A 15,429-nucleotide genomic window follows, 5' to 3' on the forward strand; every position below is an offset into this window, starting at 1 on the left:
CTGGTCGCCGCGTGTCCGCTGGGCGCGCGTGCAACGAACCGGCGCATAGCCTCGCGAGCTAGAGCAAGACGCGCAGCAGGCTATGGCAGGTTCTAAGGAGATGTCATGAGCTATGTGATAGACCGGCGCCTGAATGGCAAGAACAAGAGCACGGTGAACCGCCAGCGCTTCCTGCGGCGTTACCGTGACCACATCAAGAAGGCCGTGGAGGAGGCCGTCAGCCGGCGCTCCATCACCGACATGGAGCACGGCGAACAGATCAGCATTCCCGGCCGCGATATCGACGAGCCGGTGCTGCACCATGGCCGCGGCGGCAAGCAGACCACCGTGCACCCCGGCAACAAGCAGTTCAGCGGTGGCGACCATATCCCCCGCCCCTCCGGCGGTGGTGGCGGTCGTGGTGCCGGCAAGGCGAGCAACTCCGGCGAAGGCATGGACGAGTTCGTCTTCCAGATCACCCAGGAGGAATTCCTCGACTTCATGTTCGAGGACCTGGAGCTGCCCAACCTGGTCAAACGTCACCTGACCGGCAGCGACACTTTCAAGACCGTGCGCGCCGGCATCAGCAACGAAGGCAACCCGTCACGCATCAATATCGTGCGCACCCTGCGCTCGGCCCATGCGCGGCGCATCGCCCTGTCCGGCAGCAGCCGCGCCAAACTCAAGCAGGCTCTGGCCGAGCTGGAGCGCCTGAAGCTGGAAGAGCCGGACAACTTCAGTGACATCCAGGCGCTGGAAGAGGAAATCAGCAAGCTGCGCGTGCGCATCAACCGCGTACCGTTTCTCGACACCTTCGACCTCAAGTACAACCTGCTGACCAAGCAGCCCAATCCCAGCTCCAAGGCGGTGATGTTCTGCCTGATGGATGTGTCCGGCTCAATGACCCAGGCCACCAAGGACATCGCCAAGCGCTTCTTCATCCTCCTGTACCTGTTCCTCAAGCGGAACTACGACAAGATCGAGGTGGTGTTCATCCGCCACCACACCAGCGCCAAAGAGGTCGACGAGGAAGAGTTCTTCTACTCGCGGGAAACCGGCGGCACCATCGTCTCCAGCGCGCTGAAAATGATGCAGGAGATCATGGCCGCGCGTTACCCGATCAACGAGTGGAACATCTACGCCGCCCAGGCGTCGGACGGCGACAACTGGAATGACGATTCGCCGATCTGCCGCGATATCCTGATCAACCAGATCATGCCGTTCGTGCAGTACTTCACCTACGTCGAGATCACCCCGCGCGAACACCAGGCGCTGTGGTTCGAGTATGAACAGGTCGGTGAGAGTTTTGCCGACACCTTCGCCCAGCAGCAGCTGGTCTCGTCCGCCGACATCTACCCGGTGTTCCGTGAACTGTTCCAGCGCCGCCTGGTGACCTGAGGGGAACCGCGATGACCACATCCGAGAAAAAACGCCAGCCGATCTCCATCGGCTCGGAATGGACTTTCGAACTGGTGCGCCAGTACGACCGCGAGATAGCCCGCATCGCCGAGCGCTATGCACTGGATACCTACCCCAACCAGATCGAGGTGATCACCGCCGAGCAGATGATGGATGCCTACGCCTCCGTCGGCATGCCGCTGGGTTATCACCACTGGTCCTACGGCAAGCACTTCCTCGCCACCGAGAAGGGCTACAGCCGCGGGCAGATGGGCCTGGCCTACGAGATCGTGATCAACTCCGATCCGTGCATCGCCTACCTGATGGAAGAGAACACCATGTGCATGCAGGCGCTGGTGATCGCCCACGCCTGCTACGGCCACAACAGCTTCTTCAAGGGCAACTACCTGTTCCGCACCTGGACCGACGCCAGCTCGATCATCGATTACCTGGTGTTCGCCAAGCAGTACATCATGCAGTGCGAGGAGCGCCACGGCATCGACGCGGTGGAAGACCTGCTCGACTCCTGCCACGCCCTGATGAACTACGGGGTCGACCGCTACAAGCGGCCCTACCCGATCTCCGCCGAAGAGGAACGCCGCCGGCAGAAGGACCGCGAGGAGCACCTGCAGAAGCAGATCAACGACCTCTGGCGCACCATCCCCAAGGGCGCCAGCAAAGGCCACGACCAGGACAACAAGCGCTGGCCGGCCGAGCCGCAGGAAAACATCCTGTACTTCCTCGAAAAGCACGCGCCGCTGCTGGAGCCCTGGCAGCGCGAGGTGATCCGCATCGTGCGCAAGATCGCCCAGTACTTCTACCCGCAGCGCCAGACCCAGGTGATGAACGAAGGCTGGGCGACCTTCTGGCACTACACCCTGATGAACGACCTGTACGACGAAGGCCTGGTGACCGATGGCTTCATGATGGAGTTCCTCCAGTCGCACACCAGCGTGATCTACCAGCCCGGCTTCGACAGCCCCTATTACAGCGGTATCAATCCCTACACCCTGGGCTTCGCCATCTACTGCGATATCCGCCGTATCTGCGAACACCCCACCGAAGAAGATCGCCACTGGTTCCCCGACATTGCCGGCAGTGACTGGCTATCGACCCTCAAGTTCGCCATGGCCAACTTCAAGGACGAGAGCTTCATCCTGCAGTTCCTCTCACCCAAGGTGATCCGCGACCTCAAGCTGTTCAGCGTGATGGACGACGACCAGCAGGACGACATGCTGGTGCCGGCCATCCACGACGAGCCGGGTTATCGCATCATCCGCGAGACCCTGGCCGCCCAGTACAACCTGGGCAACCGCGAACCCAATGTGCAGATCTGGAGCGTCGACCGCCGCGGCGATCGCTCGCTGACCCTGCGCCACCAGCAGCACGACCGCAAACCGCTAGGCGAGTCCACCGGCGAAGTGCTCAAGCACCTGCACCGCCTGTGGGGCTTCGACATCCACCTGGAAGTCCGCCAGGGCGAACAGGTGGTCGGCATGCAGCATGTACCGCCGCGCAACGAGCAGGATGCCGACAACGAGTACCCGCGCCTGGATCTGGTGATTCCGCCGATCTGAGCCCCAGCTCGAGCACGCAAGCCCGTACCGGCAGGCAGCAGGTACGGGCTTTTTCGCTTATCCTCCGCGGCAACGGAGGAGTGATTCCATGCAGATCTATAAAGTCGGCGGCGCGGTGCGTGATCGCCTGCTCGGCCGGCCCATCACCGATATCGACTGGGTGGTGGTCGGCGCCGATGCGCAGAGCATGCTCGACCAGGGCTATCGGCCGGTGGGCGACGACTTCCCAGTGTTCCTCCACCCGCAGAGCAGCGAGGAATATGCGCTGGCCCGCACCGAGCGCAAATCCGGCCAGGGTTACGGCGGCTTCACCTTCTACGCCAGCCCGGACGTGACCCTGGAAGACGACCTGATCCGCCGCGACCTGACCGTCAACGCCATGGCCGAGGACGACCACGGCCAGGTGATCGACCCCTATGGCGGCCAGCACGACCTCGCCGCGCGGGTGCTGCGGCATGTCTCCCCCGCCTTCGCCGAGGACCCGCTGCGCGTGCTGCGGGTGGCACGCTTCGCCGCGCGCTATGCACCGCTGGGCTTTGTCGTCGCCCCGGAAACCCTGGCCCTGATGCGCCAACTGGCCGAATCCGGTGAGCTCAAGGCACTCACGGCCGAGCGCAGCTGGAAGGAAATCTCCCGCGCCCTGCTGGAACCGTGCCCCGAAGTGTTCATTCAGGTGCTGCGCGACTGCGCCGCCCTGGCCGAGTTGCTGCCGGAAGTCGACGCCCTGTTCGGCGTACCGCAAACCGCCACCCATCACCCGGAAATCGACACCGGCATCCATAACTTGATGGTGTTGCAGCAGTGTGCCCGCCATCAGCAGCCGCTGAGCGTGCGCTGGGCCTGCCTGCTGCATGACCTGGGCAAGGGCACCACGCCGCCAGCCGAATGGCCGCGGCATATCGCCCACGAAACACGTGGCCTGAAGCTGATCAAGGCGGTGAACACGCGCTGCAAGGTACCGCGGGACTGCGCCGAGCTGGCGCTGTTGGTCGGCGAATACCACACCCACGGCCACCGCGCCCTGGAGCTGCGTGCGGAGACCCTGCTCGGCTTGCTGCAGAGCTTCGACGTCTACCGCCGCCCGCAGCGTTTCGAGGAATTTCTCGCCGCCTGCGAGATGGATGCCCGCGGCCGTCTCGGTTTCGAGGACCGCGACTACCCACAAGCCGCCTACCTGCACGGCGCCATGCAGGCCGCCCGTGCGGTGGCAGTGCAACCGCTGCTGGAGCAGGGAATTCAGGGTGCGGAACTGGGCGAGGCACTCAAGCGCGAGCGGCTGAAAGCGCTCAAGGCCTACAAGGCAAGCACCCACCCCCTGTAGGAGCGAGCTTGCTCGCGATGCTTTGGGGTTGTCTTGATCGCGAGCAAGCTCGCTCCTACACGGGTGCCGGATAGTCCTGTAACAGCTGTGCCGGGGTTAGTTCCAGCTCGCCCCAGCGGAACGCCACCGGACGCAGCTGCTGGTCGATCTGCGCTGCCGCCCAGAGCTCGGCGAATGAGCTGCCGGTCAGCGGATGCCGGCTTTCCGGCACCAGCAGCGCCAACGGCCAGAGCACGAAGGCATTCTTGAGGATTTCCGCGCGCGGCAGGATCAGCCCATCGAAATTGCCGACCAGCTCGTCGTACAGCAGCACATCGATATCCAGCGGCAGGCCCTTGCGATTGGGCGCATAGCGGCCATTGTCGGCCTCGATAAACTTCAGCCGGCGATCCAGCTCGGTCAGCGGCAGGTCGGTGCGCGCACTGACCACCAGATTGAAGAACGGCCCGCTCTTGATCCCCACCGGCGCACTCTCGAATACCGGCGAGCACTGCAGGTCGTGGACAAACCCGGCCAGCGCGTCGAGCCCGGCACACAGGTGCGCCTCGCGCTCGATATTGCTGCCCAGGCCCAGCAAGATCCGGCTCATGGCTGGCTGCGCTCGATTTCCACACCCACTGCCCGGGCCGCCGGGTTGGCGCCGGGCTTGGTCACCTTGAGGCGCAGCCAGGGCATGCCGAACTCGCGCAGCAGGCTGGCAGCCAGGTGCTCGGCAAAGGTCTCCACCAGCTCGAAGCGGGCGGCGCTGGCGAACGCCTGCACATGCTGGTTCACCGCCGCATAGTCGAGTGCCTTGCTCAGGTCATCGCCGGCTGCGGCCGGGCGGATATCCCAGGCGAAGGTCAGGTCCAGCCGCAGGCACTGGCGAATGCCGCGCTCCCAGTCGTAGGCACCGATCAGGGTGTCGACTTCCAGACCTTCGATAAAGACTTTGTCCAAGCACTTAACTCCACAGCACGACAAGGAGTGCGTCCCGCCGCTAGAATCGGGGCTCACTCGCCCCGGAATGGATACCATGTTCTGGCTGTTGGTACTGCTCGCCTACCTGCTCGGCTCGCTGTCCTTCGCCATCCTGCTCAGCCGCCTGAGTGGTGGGCCGGATCCTCGCGTCAGTGGCTCGGGCAATCCCGGAGCGACCAATATGCTCAGGGTGGCGGGCAAGAAGCTGGCCATCATCACCCTGCTCGGCGACCTGTGCAAAGGCCTGTTGCCGGTACTGATCGCCAGTCTGCTAGGGTTGAATATCCAGCAACAAGCCTGGATCGGTCTGGCTGCCGTGATTGGCCACCTTTATCCACTGTACTTCCGCTTCAAGGGCGGCAAAGGCGTGGCCACGGCTGCCGGCATGCTGCTCGGCCTGTATCCGCCGGCGGCCCTGCTGGCCCTTGCCACCTGGGCATTGACCTTCATCCTCACCCGAACCAGCTCGCTCGCCTCACTGATCGCCACGCCACTGACCTTGCCATTGCTGGCCTGGCAACAACCGGCAGCCCTGCTGCCGATGTGCGTGCTGACCGGGCTGATCGTCTGGCGCCACCGTAGCAATTTACGCGACCTGTTTGCCGGGCGCGAACGGCACTTCTGAATCCATCGCCGACAGCGGCCTCAGATGGCCGGCAACTGCTCCATCGGCCAGCGCGCCTGCACACCGATGGCCGGGCCATCCTGCTGGCCGGCCAGCAGGCGCTGGCAGCCGGCGTAGGCGATCATCGCGCCGTTGTCGGTGCAGAAGCGCGGCCGCGCATAGAACACCTGACCCTTGAGCTCACCGAGCATCTTCTCCAGGGACTGGCGCAGCGCCTGGTTGGCGCTCACGCCGCCGGCGATCACCAGGTTATTCAGACCGGTCTGCTTGAGTGCGCGCCGGCACTTGATGGTCAGGGTGTCGACCACCGCCTGCTGGAAGGCCAAGGCCACGTCCGCACGGGTCTGCTCGCTCTGGTCGCCCGCCTCGCGGCATTGCAGCCAGGTATTGAGGGTGAAGGTCTTCAGCCCGCTGAAGCTGAAATCCAGCCCGGGGCGATCGGTCATCGGTCGCGGGAAGGTGAAGCGCCCCGGCGTCCCGACTTCGGCCAGGCGCGCAATCTCCGGGCCGCCCGGGTACTGCAGGCCCATCAACTTGGCCGTCTTGTCGAACGCCTCGCCAGCGGCATCATCCAGCGACTCGCCGAGCAGCTGATAGCGGCCAATGCCATCGACCCGCACCAGCTGGGTATGGCCACCGGACACCAATAAAGCGACGAACGGGAAGGCCGGCGGCTGTTCTTCCAGCATCGGCGCCAGCAGATGGCCTTCCATATGGTGCACACCCACCGCCGGAATGCCCCAGGCAAAGGCCAAGGCCTGGGCGCAGGAAGCACCAACCAGCAAGGCGCCAACCAGGCCAGGACCCGCGGTGTAGGCGATGGCCTCGATCTGCGTGCGCTCTACGCCGGCCTCTGCCAGCACTTCACGGATCAGCGGCAGCATGCGCTTGACGTGATCGCGCGAAGCCAGCTCCGGCACGACACCGCCGAACACCCGATGCTGCTCGATCTGGCTGAACAGGGCATCGGCCAGCAGGCCGCGCTCGCTGTCATACAGAGCGACACCGGTTTCATCGCAGGAGGTTTCCAAGCCCAGCACCAGCATGGGTTCGCGCCTTTAATACAGAGGGAATTCGAAGGCGCGCATAATAATCGCCGTCCTACAGCCCGGCCAGCGCTTTTCGATCAGAGGCTTTGCATTCTGTGGCGCTTGGCGTTAATATCCGCAGCCCTTGAAAACCGACGTATTCCCGTGCCCTAGCCGGATCGCGTCGTCCATTCGGTAAAACAGTGAAGGTACGACCTGGATGCCAGCCGTCAAAGTTAAAGAGAACGAACCCTTCGACGTAGCTCTGCGTCGCTTCAAGCGCTCCTGCGAAAAGGCCGGTGTATTGGCCGAAGTGCGCAGCCGCGAGTTCTATGAGAAGCCAACCACCGAGCGCAAGCGCAAGGCAGCAGCCGCTGTTAAGCGTCACGCGAAGAAAGTGCAGCGCGAACAGCGCCGCCGCGAGCGCCTGTACTGAGTTATCAGTCACGCCGCAAAGGTTTCCGCATGGCCCGGCTCACGCCGGGCTTTGCATTTTCAGGCTCCACCTGACTCCGCTTCGCCACTCGGCGATGACCGGAGTTTTTCGTTTATGCTCCCGCCTCTGGCACCAGCACACTGACGACCCCATGGCCGGCCTGATCCCACAACCCTTTATCGATGACCTGCTCAACCGCACCGACATAGTCGAGGTGGTGAGCTCGCGCATCCAAATAAAGAAGACCGGCAAGAACTACAGCGCCTGCTGCCCGTTCCACAAGGAAAAGACCCCGTCTTTCAGCGTCAGCCCGGACAAGCAGTTCTACTACTGCTTCGGCTGCGGCGCTGGCGGCAACGCGCTCGGCTTCATCATGGACCACGACAACCTGGACTTCCCCCAGGCCATCGAGGAACTGGCCAAGCGCGCCGGCATGGACATCCCGCGCGAGGAAGGCGGGCGCGGCGGACACAAGCCACGCCAGCCGACCGATTCACCGCTCTATACGCTGCTGACCGCCGCCAGCGACTACTACCGCCAGGCCCTGAAGAGCCATCCGACACGCAAGGCCGCGGTGGACTACCTCAAGGGGCGCGGCCTGTCCGGCGAGATCGCCCGCGACTTCGGCCTCGGCTTCGCCCCGCCCGGCTGGGACAACCTACTCAAGCACCTGGGCGGCGACAACCTGCAGCTGAAGGCGATGATCGACGCCGGCCTGCTGATCGAGAACACCGAAACCGGCAAGCGCTATGACCGCTTCCGCGACCGCGTGATGTTCCCCATCCGCGACAGCCGCGGGCGGATCATCGCCTTCGGCGGCCGGGTGCTCGGCGACGACAAGCCCAAGTACCTGAACTCGCCGGAAACCCCGGTATTTCACAAGGGCCAGGAACTCTACGGCCTGTACGAGGCACGCAAGAACAACCGCGACCTCGACGAGATCATGGTGGTTGAGGGCTATATGGACGTCATCGCCCTGGCCCAGCAAGGCCTGCGCAATGCCGTGGCCACCCTCGGCACCGCCACCAGCGAAGAACACCTCAAGCGCCTGTTCCGCATCGTACCCAGCGTGTTGTTCTGCTTCGACGGCGACGCCGCCGGGCGCAAAGCCGCCTGGCGCGCCCTCGAGTCGACCCTACCAAGCCTGCAGGATGGGCGCCGCGCGCGCTTTCTGTTCCTCCCGGAAGGCGAGGACCCGGACAGCCTGGTCCGCGCCGAAGGCACCGACGCCTTCCGTGCGCGCATCAACCAGCACGCCCAGCCGCTGGCCGACTACTTCTTCCAGCAACTCTGCGAAGAAGCCGACCCGCGCTCCCTGGAAGGCAAGGCCCACCTGGCAACCCTGACCACCCCGCTGATCGAGCAGATACCCGGCAACAACCTGCGCGCCCTGATGCGCATGCGCCTGGGCGAAATCACCGGCCTCACCGCCGAAGCCCTGGCACAGATGACACAACACGCGCCCGCCGCCAGCCCTAGCAGGGCCGAACACGAATACGCGCCAGCCGCCGAACACTATTACGACGCCCAGCCGGACTACGGCGATATCGCCGACTACGCCAACCATATCGAGCCACCGGCCGACGGCGGCTTCGAGCAGAAAAAGAACTGGAAGAAAGGCGAAGGCAAGCCGTGGAAAAAGGACGGCAGCTGGAAGAAAGGCGGTCGCGACGACCAGCCGCGCACACCGCGCAAGGCCGTCAGCGTCGAGTCACCCACACTGACCGCCCTGCGCACCCTACTGCACCACCCGACACTGGCGCAGAAGGTCGAAGATGTCAGCCATTTCGCCGCCGAAGACGACACCTACGCCCAATTGCTGGTCGCCCTGCTCGGCGCTCTGCAGAAAAACCCGCAGCTGCGCTCACTGCAGCTGATCGCGCGCTGGCACGGCACCACCCAGGGCCGCCTGCTGCAGGCCCTGGCGGAAAAGGAATGGCTGATCGACCAGGACAATCTTGAAAAGCAGTTCTTCGACACCATTACTACACTTGCCCATAACCAGCTGCAGAAACGACGCGAGCAACTCCTGCGCAGCGTCATGCAAAAAAGCCCCAGTAAACTGACCGAGGAAGAAAAGACTCTACTGCGCGAGCACTTCAGCCGCCCTTCTTCCTCAAGCGACAAGAGCTCAACTGGCGCCTGAGCCCCTTAATCAGTTATAATCCTCGGCTTGTTTTTTGCCCGCCAAGACCTTCAATGGATAGGGTGTTATGTCCGGAAAAGCGCAACAACAATCTCGTTTGAAAGAATTGATCGCCCGTGGTCGTGAGCAGGGTTACCTGACTTACGCGGAGGTCAACGACCACCTGCCGGAGGATATTTCCGACCCGGAACAGGTGGAAGACATCATCCGCATGATCAACGACATGGGGATCAACGTATTCGAGACTGCCCCGGATGCGGATGCCCTGTTGTTGGCCGAGGCCGACACCGATGAAGCTGCGGTAGAGGAAGCTGCAGCCGCCCTGGCGGCCGTAGAGACCGATATCGGCCGCACCACCGACCCAGTGCGCATGTATATGCGTGAAATGGGCACCGTGGAGCTGCTGACCCGCGAAGGCGAAATCGAAATCGCCAAGCGCATCGAAGAAGGCATCCGTGAAGTCATGGGCGCTATCGCCCACTTCCCGGGCACCGTCGACAGCATCCTCGCCGACTACCAGCGCGTCACCAGCGAAGGTGGCCGCCTGTCCGACATTCTCAGCGGTTACATCGACCCCGACGACGGCAGCCTGCCGGCTGAAGAAGTTCCGGTCGACCTGAAAACCGCCGCCCCGGCTGCTGAAGCCGCGGAAGACGAAGAAGAAAGCGACGGCGACGACGAGGAAGAAGAAGGCGATGGCGGTCCGGATCCGGAAGAAGCCCTGCGCCGTTTCACCGCCGTCTCCGAGCAGCTGGAAAAAGCCCGCAAGGCGCTGAAGAAGCATGGCCGCAGCAGCAAGCAGGCGATCGCCGAATTGCTCGCCCTGGCCGAGCTGTTCATGCCGATCAAGCTGGTGCCCAAGCAGTTCGATGCCCTGGTCGAGCGCGTACGCGGCTCGCTGGAGCAGGTTCGTGCCCAGGAACGCGCCATCATGCAGCTGTGCGTGCGTGATGCCCGCATGCCGCGCGCCGACTTCCTCAAGCTGTTCCCTGGCAACGAAATCGACGAAACCTGGGCTGCCGGCCTGGCCAAAGGCAAGGCCAAGTACGCCGAGGCCATCGGCAACCTGCAGGCCGACATTCTGCGCTGCCAGCAAAAGCTGATCGCCCTGCAGAACGACACCAGCCTGACCATCGCCGAAATCAAGGACATCAACCGCCGCATGTCCATCGGCGAAGCGAAAGCGCGCCGGGCGAAGAAAGAGATGGTCGAGGCCAACCTGCGCCTGGTTATCTCCATCGCCAAGAAGTACACCAACCGCGGCCTGCAGTTCCTCGACCTGATTCAGGAAGGCAACATCGGCCTGATGAAGGCGGTGGACAAGTTCGAATACCGTCGCGGCTACAAGTTCTCGACCTACGCCACCTGGTGGATTCGCCAGGCGATCACCCGCTCGATCGCCGACCAGGCGCGCACCATCCGGATTCCGGTGCACATGATCGAGACGATCAACAAGCTCAACCGCATCTCTCGTCAGATGCTGCAGGAGATGGGCCGCGAGCCGACTCCGGAAGAGCTGGGTGAGCGCATGGAAATGCCCGAGGACAAGATCCGCAAGGTATTGAAGATCGCCAAAGAGCCGATCTCCATGGAAACCCCGATCGGCGACGACGAAGACTCGCACCTGGGCGACTTCATCGAGGACTCCACCATGCAATCGCCGATCGACGTGGCGACCGTGGAAAGCCTCAAGGAAGCCACCCGCGAAGTTCTGGCCGGCCTCACCGCGCGTGAAGCCAAGGTCCTGCGCATGCGCTTCGGCATCGACATGAATACCGACCACACCCTCGAGGAAGTCGGTAAGCAGTTCGATGTGACCCGCGAGCGGATCCGCCAGATCGAAGCCAAGGCGCTGCGCAAGCTGCGCCATCCGACGAGAAGCGAGCACCTGCGCTCCTTCCTCGACGAGTAAATCAGAACCCCCCGGCCAAAACCGGGGGTTTTGCTTTATCCCCCACGGAATGCAGGGCTACACTGAAAATTCCACCTTGCTGCGGAAGCCGCCTGCATGTCGCGTCTGCTGGCCATTCTCCTGTTGTGTCTGGCGTACTGGGCAGCCCCGGTGCACGCGCTCACCCTCAGCCCAGACGAACAGGCCTGGCTGGCCAACCATCCGCAGGTGCGCCTGGGCGTTGATGCTTCCTGGCCGCCCTTCGAATTCCGCGACGAGCAAGGCCGCTATCAGGGGCTCAGCGCCAGCTATGTCGAGCTGATCGAACAACGCCTGCATATCGCCATGCAGCCCGTGGAGCCGCGCAGCTGGAGCGAGGTTCTGGCCAGCGCCAAGAGTGGCGAACTCGACCTGCTCCCCGGCGTGATGTCCACGCCCGAAAGACAGAAGGACCTCGCCTTCACCCGCCCCTACCTCGACTTCCCCATCGTCATCATCGCCCACCATGACGGCCCGCAGCCGCGCACCCTGAAACAGCTCTATGGCCTCAAGATTGCCGTGGTCAAGGACTATGCCCCGCACGAGCTGCTGCGCACGCGCCATCCGGATCTCAACCTGCTGCCACTGCCCAGCGTCAACGCGGCCCTGCAAGCCGTCGCCACCGGCCAGGCCGACGCCCTGATTGGCGACCTCGCCTCCAGCGTCTGGAGCATGCGCCAGCTCAAGCTCGAAGGCCTATATGTCAGCGGTGAAACGCCCTACCGCTATCAACTGGCCATGGCCGCCCCGCACAGCAACGCGGTACTGATCGGCATCCTCGACAAGCTGTTCGCCGAACTCAGCGCAGAGGAAGTCGAAGCCCTGCAAAAGCCCTGGGTTGGCGGCATGCTGGATGGCCGACAAAGTTGGCAGCAAGCCGTGCTCTATGGCCTCCCGGCCCTGCTCGTCGTCCTGCTGATCCTCGCCGCCGTGCTGCGCGTGAACCGCCGCCTGAGCCAGGAGATCCAGGGCCGACAAGCGCTGGAACTGCAGCTGCGCAGCAGCGAGCAGCACTACCGCGGCCTGGTCGAAAGCCTCAATGCCATCGCCTGGGAGATGCGCATGGAGGATTACTGCTTCACCTATGTCTCGCCACACGCCGAGCGCCTGCTCGGCTACCCGCTGCACGACTGGCTGGAGCCGGGCTTCTGGCAACGTACCCTGCACCCGGATGACGCCGAGAATGCGCTCAACTACTGCATCAGCGAAAGCCAGGCCGGCCACGACCACAGCCTGGACTATCGCATGCTGGCCGCCGATGGGCGGGTGGTGTGGATTCGCGACATCGTCACGCCCATCCAGCAAGGCGCCAAGCTGATCCTGCGCGGCCTGATGATCGACATCAGCGAAGCCAAGCATGCCGAACACGCACAACAGCTGTCGGAACAGAAGTTCGCCTCGGTCTTCCACAACTGCCCGGACATCCTGGTCATCGCCCGGCGTAGCGATGGGGTATTGCTGGCACTCAACCAAACCTTCGAACAGCAACTCGGCATCAGCGCCAGCGAAGCCATCGGCAAGACCGCCACCCAACTGGACATCTGGGGCGTGCCCGGCGCTGGCACGCAACTGCTCACCCGCCTGCAAGAGGACGTCCTGAACAACCTCGAGATGCCCTTCCGGCGGCGCAACGGCGAGCTCTTTATCGGCCTGCTTTCGGCTCAGCCCGTGCAGCTCGATGGCAGCCCGGCACTGGTGGTCGCGGTGCGCGATATCACCGAACTGAAACGCACCCAGCAGCAACTGCAAGCGTCCGAAGAGAAATTCGCCAAGGCGTTCCATGCCACTCCAGACGGCATGCTGATCACCCGCCTGGAGGATGGCCGCATCCTCGAGGCCAACGAAGGCTTCACGCGCATCACCGGCTATGACATTCAGGAGGCCATCGGCCGGACCACCCTGGAGCTGGCCATCTGGAGCTCGACTGCTGACCGGGAGCGCCTGGTAGAACAGGTTCGCACGCACGGCCAAGCCCGGGACTTGCTGGCCTGGATACGCATCCGCGATGGCCAGTTGCGCCTCGCCGAACTATCCGCCCAGCCGCTGATGATCGACGACACCCCCTGCATGCTGACCATGGCCCGCGACATCACCGAGCGCCAGCAGATGCAGGAGCGCCTGCACCAGGCGGCGACCGTCTTCGAGAACACCGCCGAAGGCGTGATGATCACCGACACCGAGCAGCACATCACCGCGGTCAACCGCGCCTTCAGCATCATTACCGGCTACAGCGAGGCGGAAGCCCTTGGCCAGACCCCGCGCCTGCTCGCCTCCGGCCAGCATGACAGCGCCTTCTATGCCGCCATGTGGCACCAACTGGCGGCCGAAGGCCACTGGCAGGGCGAGATCTGGAACAAGCGCAAGAATGGCGAGTTGTATCCGGAGTGGCTGACCATCAGCGCCGTACGCAACCAGGCCGACGACATCACCCACTTCGTTGGCGTGTTCGCCGACATCAGCACCCTCAAGCATGCCCAGGCCCGGCTGGACCACCAGGCGCATCACGACCCCCTGACCGGTCTGCCCAACCGCCTGCTCTTCGAAACCCGCCTGGCGACCGCACTCACCGATGCGCTCGCCGACAATCACCAGGGCGCCGTGCTGTTCCTCGACCTGGACCGCTTCAAACACATCAATGACAGCCTCGGTCACCCGGTCGGCGACGCCCTACTGAAAAGCATCGCCCTGCGCCTGCGCGAACAACTGCGCGACATCGATACCGTGGCGCGCCTGGGTGGTGATGAGTTCATCGTCCTGCTGCCCGGCCTGCAGCAGGCAAAGCATGCCGAGCGCGTCGCCAGCAAACTGCTGAGCTGCTTCAGCGCGCCCTTCCAGGCCGACACCCATGAGTTCTTCATCAGCGCCAGCATCGGCATCAGCCTGTTCCCCATCGACGGCAACGATGTCGCCACCCTGGTGAAGAATGCCGATGCGGCCATGTACAGCGCCAAAGCCAAGGGCCGCAACCGCATCGAACTCTACACGCGCAACCTGACCTTCCAGGCCAACGAGCGCATGACCCTCGAACACGAACTGCGCCGCGCCAGCGAGCGTGGCGAGCTGAGCCTGCACTACCAGCCGAAGATGTGCCTGCGCAGCGGCAACCTGGTCGGCGCAGAGGCGCTGATCCGCTGGAGTCATCCGGTATTCGGCGACATCCCGCCCGATCGCTTCATTCCGCTGGCCGAAGAAAGCGGGCTGATCCTGCAGATCGGTGACTGGGTATTGCAGGAAGCCTGCCGGCAGATGCACGAATGGCAAAGCCAACACGCGCCCTTCGGCCCGCTCTCGGTCAACCTGTCCGGCAGCCAGCTCAGCCAGCCACAGCTGACCGAACGCATCGCCAACACCCTCAGCGACTTCGGCCTGGATGCCTGCTACCTGCAACTGGAAATCACCGAAGGCTTCATCATGACCCAGGCCGAGGAAGCACTGGGCGTACTGCACGAACTGAAGAGTCTGGGCCTGCAACTGGCCATCGACGACTTCGGCACCGGCTACTCCTCGCTCAGCTACCTCAAGCGCCTGCCACTAGACATCCTGAAGATCGACAAATCCTTCGTCCGCGGCCTGCCCGGCGACCCGGACGACGCCGCCATCACCCGCGCCATCATCGCCCTGGGCCGCAGCCTGCAGATGACCGTGATCGCCGAGGGCGTGGAAACCAAGGCCCAGGAGATCTTCCTCACCAGCGAAGGCTGCGAACAGATCCAGGGCTACGTGGTCAGCCGCCCGCTCTCGGCCGAGTCCTTCGCCAACAACTTCCTCGGCCCCTTGCCGATTGGCAGCAGCGAAAAGGCACCGGTATAATCCGCCGTCCTTCTGGGGGCCTATAGCTCAGTTGGTTAGAGCAGAGGACTCATAATCCTTTGGTCCACGGTTCGAGTCCGTGTGGGCCCACCATATGAAACAACGACTTAAGCCCACCACCTTGGTGGGCTTTTTCGTTTTCAGCCATTTTAGTCCCCGCTTTAGTCCCCACATCTCATCTCTGCTCCCGCTTTCACCGCCCCCTCAACGCCTCACCCC

11 protein-coding genes and 1 tRNA gene are annotated in these 15,429 nt (G+C 63.5%); 9 read left to right on the plus strand and 3 right to left on the minus strand.

Annotation, left to right across the window (positions count from 1 at the left end):
* The first annotated feature begins 105 nt into the window (after nt 1-105).
* From LRS11_RS02795 to LRS11_RS02805, 3 genes are all read left to right on the plus strand, one after another.
* The gene (locus LRS11_RS02795) at nt 106-1,377 is read left to right on the plus strand and encodes a YeaH/YhbH family protein (RefSeq protein ID WP_260495410.1); all 1,272 of its coding nucleotides are present in this window, start codon (nt 106-108) and stop codon (nt 1,375-1,377) included.
* 11 nt (nt 1,378-1,388) lie between these two features.
* Entirely contained in the window at nt 1,389-2,954 is a 1,566-nt protein-coding gene (locus LRS11_RS02800) for a SpoVR family protein (RefSeq protein WP_260495411.1), read from the plus strand.
* A gap of 88 nt (nt 2,955-3,042) precedes the next feature.
* A complete protein-coding gene (locus tag LRS11_RS02805; RefSeq protein ID WP_260495412.1) occupies nt 3,043-4,275 on the plus strand; it encodes a multifunctional CCA addition/repair protein in 1,233 nt (410 codons plus the stop codon).
* Between the two features lie 55 nt (nt 4,276-4,330).
* Here the strand turns inward: LRS11_RS02805 and folK are convergent, their stop codons facing one another.
* A complete protein-coding gene (folK, locus tag LRS11_RS02810) occupies nt 4,331-4,864 on the minus strand; it encodes a 2-amino-4-hydroxy-6-hydroxymethyldihydropteridine diphosphokinase (protein WP_260495413.1) in 534 nt (177 codons plus the stop codon).
* The gene (gene folB / locus LRS11_RS02815; protein ID WP_260495414.1) at nt 4,861-5,214 is read right to left on the minus strand and encodes a dihydroneopterin aldolase; all 354 of its coding nucleotides are present in this window, start codon (nt 5,212-5,214) and stop codon (nt 4,861-4,863) included. Before folB ends, folK begins: the two co-directional genes overlap by 4 nt.
* Nucleotides 5,215-5,290: 76 nt before the next feature.
* Between folB and plsY the strand changes: the two genes are divergently transcribed.
* Nucleotides 5,291-5,860, plus strand: coding sequence for a glycerol-3-phosphate 1-O-acyltransferase PlsY (gene plsY / locus LRS11_RS02820; RefSeq protein WP_260495415.1), 570 nt, complete (start codon nt 5,291-5,293; stop codon nt 5,858-5,860).
* A gap of 20 nt (nt 5,861-5,880) precedes the next feature.
* On the opposite strand, the gene tsaD is transcribed toward plsY, so the two are convergent.
* On the minus strand, nt 5,881-6,906 hold the full coding sequence (tsaD, locus tag LRS11_RS02825) for a tRNA (adenosine(37)-N6)-threonylcarbamoyltransferase complex transferase subunit TsaD (RefSeq protein ID WP_260495416.1): 1,026 nt from the start codon (nt 6,904-6,906) through the stop codon (nt 5,881-5,883).
* Nucleotides 6,907-7,108: 202 nt separating this feature from the next.
* On the opposite strand from tsaD, the gene rpsU reads away from it, so the two are divergent.
* The 5 genes from rpsU (at nt 7,109) to LRS11_RS02850 (ending at nt 15,303) form a co-directional block, all read left to right on the plus strand.
* On the plus strand, nt 7,109-7,324 hold the full coding sequence (gene rpsU, locus LRS11_RS02830) for a 30S ribosomal protein S21 (protein WP_021702507.1): 216 nt from the start codon (nt 7,109-7,111) through the stop codon (nt 7,322-7,324).
* Between the two features lie 151 nt (nt 7,325-7,475).
* Nucleotides 7,476-9,470, plus strand: a complete 1,995-nt coding sequence (gene dnaG, locus LRS11_RS02835) for a DNA primase (RefSeq protein ID WP_260495417.1) — start codon at nt 7,476-7,478, stop codon at nt 9,468-9,470.
* Nucleotides 9,471-9,537: 67 nt separating this feature from the next.
* Nucleotides 9,538-11,382, plus strand: coding sequence for an RNA polymerase sigma factor RpoD (rpoD, locus tag LRS11_RS02840; protein WP_260495418.1), 1,845 nt, complete (start codon nt 9,538-9,540; stop codon nt 11,380-11,382).
* Between the two features lie 96 nt (nt 11,383-11,478).
* A complete protein-coding gene (locus tag LRS11_RS02845) occupies nt 11,479-15,210 on the plus strand; it encodes an EAL domain-containing protein (RefSeq protein WP_260495419.1) in 3,732 nt (1,243 codons plus the stop codon).
* A 16-nt stretch (nt 15,211-15,226) separates the two neighbouring features.
* Nucleotides 15,227-15,303, plus strand: a tRNA-Ile gene (locus tag LRS11_RS02850).
* The last annotated feature ends 126 nt before the right edge of the window (nt 15,304-15,429 follow it).

This window comes from Pseudomonas sp. J452, assembly GCF_024666525.1.
Taxonomy (GTDB): domain Bacteria; phylum Pseudomonadota; class Gammaproteobacteria; order Pseudomonadales; family Pseudomonadaceae; genus Aquipseudomonas.

Bases quoted from the DNA above. Each gene is read 5' to 3' on its own strand.
- rpsU (WP_021702507.1), top strand. From the start codon at position 7,109: ATGCCAGCCGTCAAAGTTAAAGAGAACGAACCCTTCGACGTAGCTCTG.
- rpoD (WP_260495418.1), top strand. From the start codon at position 9,538: ATGTCCGGAAAAGCGCAACAACAATCTCGTTTGAAAGAATTGATCGCC.
- tsaD (WP_260495416.1), bottom strand. From the start codon at position 6,906: ATGCTGGTGCTGGGCTTGGAAACCTCCTGCGATGAAACCGGTGTCGCT.
- folK (WP_260495413.1), bottom strand. From the start codon at position 4,864: ATGAGCCGGATCTTGCTGGGCCTGGGCAGCAATATCGAGCGCGAGGCG.
- dnaG (WP_260495417.1), top strand. From the start codon at position 7,476: ATGGCCGGCCTGATCCCACAACCCTTTATCGATGACCTGCTCAACCGC.
- plsY (WP_260495415.1), top strand. From the start codon at position 5,291: ATGTTCTGGCTGTTGGTACTGCTCGCCTACCTGCTCGGCTCGCTGTCC.
- LRS11_RS02800 (WP_260495411.1), top strand. From the start codon at position 1,389: ATGACCACATCCGAGAAAAAACGCCAGCCGATCTCCATCGGCTCGGAA.
- LRS11_RS02795 (WP_260495410.1), top strand. From the start codon at position 106: ATGAGCTATGTGATAGACCGGCGCCTGAATGGCAAGAACAAGAGCACG.
- LRS11_RS02845 (WP_260495419.1), top strand. From the start codon at position 11,479: ATGTCGCGTCTGCTGGCCATTCTCCTGTTGTGTCTGGCGTACTGGGCA.
- LRS11_RS02805 (WP_260495412.1), top strand. From the start codon at position 3,043: ATGCAGATCTATAAAGTCGGCGGCGCGGTGCGTGATCGCCTGCTCGGC.